The sequence below is a fragment of the Histophilus somni genome (assembly GCF_014202395.1).
Taxonomy (GTDB): domain Bacteria; phylum Pseudomonadota; class Gammaproteobacteria; order Enterobacterales; family Pasteurellaceae; genus Histophilus; species Histophilus somni.
Genome location: NZ_JACHGQ010000023.1, coordinates 1 through 2,186 on the forward strand (window position 1 = coordinate 1; position 2,186 = coordinate 2,186).

The 2,186-nt window shown below is 33.0% G+C and carries 5 protein-coding genes; all 5 read left to right on the top strand.

The features are described 5' to 3' along the window. On the top strand, positions 1–352 hold a 352-nt coding region (locus HNR69_RS09435), incomplete at its 5' end, for a hypothetical protein (protein WP_183405676.1). A gap of 224 nt (positions 353–576) precedes the next feature. Further along, on the top strand, positions 577–882 hold the full coding sequence (locus HNR69_RS09440; protein WP_135026598.1) for a DNA/RNA non-specific endonuclease: 306 nt from the start codon (positions 577–579) through the stop codon (positions 880–882). A 4-nt stretch (positions 883–886) separates the two neighbouring features. Next, the gene (locus HNR69_RS09670) at positions 887–1,372 is read left to right on the top strand and encodes an immunity protein YezG family protein (RefSeq protein ID WP_012340779.1); all 486 of its coding nucleotides are present in this window, start codon (positions 887–889) and stop codon (positions 1,370–1,372) included. A 38-nt stretch (positions 1,373–1,410) separates the two neighbouring features. Continuing rightward, positions 1,411–1,665, top strand: a complete 255-nt coding sequence (locus tag HNR69_RS09450; RefSeq protein ID WP_135026600.1) for a hypothetical protein — start codon at positions 1,411–1,413, stop codon at positions 1,663–1,665. A gap of 183 nt (positions 1,666–1,848) precedes the next feature. Further along, positions 1,849–2,186: hemagglutinin repeat-containing protein (locus HNR69_RS09455; protein ID WP_183405677.1), on the top strand; the 338-nt coding region annotated here is incomplete at its 3' end.

A 2,186-nucleotide genomic window follows, 5' to 3' on the forward strand; every position in this document is an offset into this window, starting at 1 on the left:
TGTAGGATATAAAACAGTTACAGGGCAAGATATTAATCCTTATGATGCGTTAGGTGCATTTTCAGGAGGTGCTTTAACCAGAAATCGATCATTGGATAATCAAATTAGGATTAATATAGGTATTGCAACAGTAACCAGCTTATCAAAAGATCCTAGTGGAAATGATTTGGGTAATTCATATTGGGGAGCTATAACTTCCCCAGTGATTAATGCACCATTCTCTAAATCATCGTTGGGTAACGCATTAGGAAGTTATTTGGGAGAGTTCTTTGGAGATATTAATAGTAGAGAGAAAGATTATAATAAGATAAAGACTAATTTTGAAAAGGAGATACCTAATGAAAAAAAATAGTTTTTTTTATTGGCTAATTTGGTATTTTTTTATCGTCTCTTTTTGTTCGTTAAAACATGTGTTTTTCATGATTTATATTTATCTTAAATATGATGATTTTTATTGGGCTAATGATGCATTTAGTGATATATTTTGGGGGTCTTTTTGGTTGTATTTGGCACTAATTTTAAAAACTTTTATAAATAATAAACTTTTTAAAAATAAAGAATAAATCTAAACAAGCCATAACCGGAGGGGAATGTCGTTTAGAAAGCGATTGCGGAGGACATTTACTGGCATCAATGTTTAGAGGTGCAGGAGAGAAAATAAATCTTGTAGCAATGGATGAGATATTGAATGGACCGAAAGGAAAATGGTATCAGATGGAAAGGCAATGGAAGCAAGCTTTAGAGCAAGGTAAGAAAGTGGAGATTGATATTAAACCAATATATAGAGGGAATAGTAAAAGACCTGATAGTTTTGAAATTAAGTTCTCTATTGATAATAGTATAAATAGAAGAAATTTAAAAAATACTGCTACGGGAGAATAGTTTAATGAATGTTGCTTTATATGAGAGAAAATATATTGAAATAGCTAAGGTTATTTGGTCAATAATGTCTATTGAAGCCAAAGAATATGTTGTTCAGTGTGAGATATTTCCTAATACAGAAAGTTGTAAGCTTTTTTGGATTACATCAAAGTCTATAAAAAAAGAATATAGTATGAATGATTTTCCAGATGAAATCGCTACAAAATTAATTTTTTTATTTAGAGATTTAAATAACTTAATGAAATTAGATGGAAATTTTTGGTCTCATTGTCAATTTACACTTACTGAGTCAGGAGAATTCAATATTCAATTTGCTTATATACCAAAGGAAGATAGTTGGAATATGCTATATATGAAAGGAATAAGTGATCTAACTGAAGAAGAAACTAAGGAATATTATATTCCTTTAGAAATTTGGAGGGACAGAGTGAATAGGAAAGAAGAGATTTATGCTAAATTTCCTATAAAGTCAATGGAGGAAATAAAATAAATGAAATTTATAGAAATACACCAACAAGAGAGTAAATAATGGAAATTCAAAAAATCTATCAAGCTATAGGTCAAAAAATATGGAGTTTCTTTCCTACAGAAGCATCAAGTATTAGTTTTTATGCTCATATATATGATATAGATGATAGCTTAGCATTTATACATGAATATGATTATATAGAAGATCGTTATATGTTAATTATTGGGGATCGCTACCCTCCTAATTTAATATACATATACGATACAAAAGAATTAATATTTGATTCTGATTTGATTTCAAATTTTGGTTTATAGGATATATTCAGCAAAGTGTTTGTTTTGATTAAACTTTTGCAAACTCTATCGGTAAATTTACCGCTTGTATTAGATACAAGTAGCAACACCGTCAACGCCAAACAGATTGAGATTAGGGCAAGACGCGGTGATATTCAGGCGACACAGACGGACTTTACCTGACGGGGAGAAAACGGCGAAAGATTGCAAGACAGCCAACGTTCGAACAGCCACAGCCTTGGTTTAGGTGCTAAGGTGGAGTTCGGGTTTGGTACGGCGTGGGAATTTAGCGGCAACGCCGGTGCGGCGAGCGACAAAGCCAATAGCAAGCAAGTCACCGAACAATCGGGATTATTTGCAGGCAAAGGCGGTTATCATATAGAAGCAAACAACATCCACTTGAAAGGCGGTACCATTGCTTCAACTACCCCAAACAACAGTGAACTACGAACCAATCGCCTCACTTTTAATGACATTCGAAATGAATCAAGTCATAAGGCAACAAGTGTTTCAATCTCAGGCACTTACGGCAAAACCGCTCC

Bases quoted from the DNA above. Each gene is read 5' to 3' on its own strand.
- HNR69_RS09670 (WP_012340779.1), top strand. From the start codon at position 887: ATGAATGTTGCTTTATATGAGAGAAAATATATTGAAATAGCTAAGGTT.
- HNR69_RS09450 (WP_135026600.1), top strand. From the start codon at position 1,411: ATGGAAATTCAAAAAATCTATCAAGCTATAGGTCAAAAAATATGGAGT.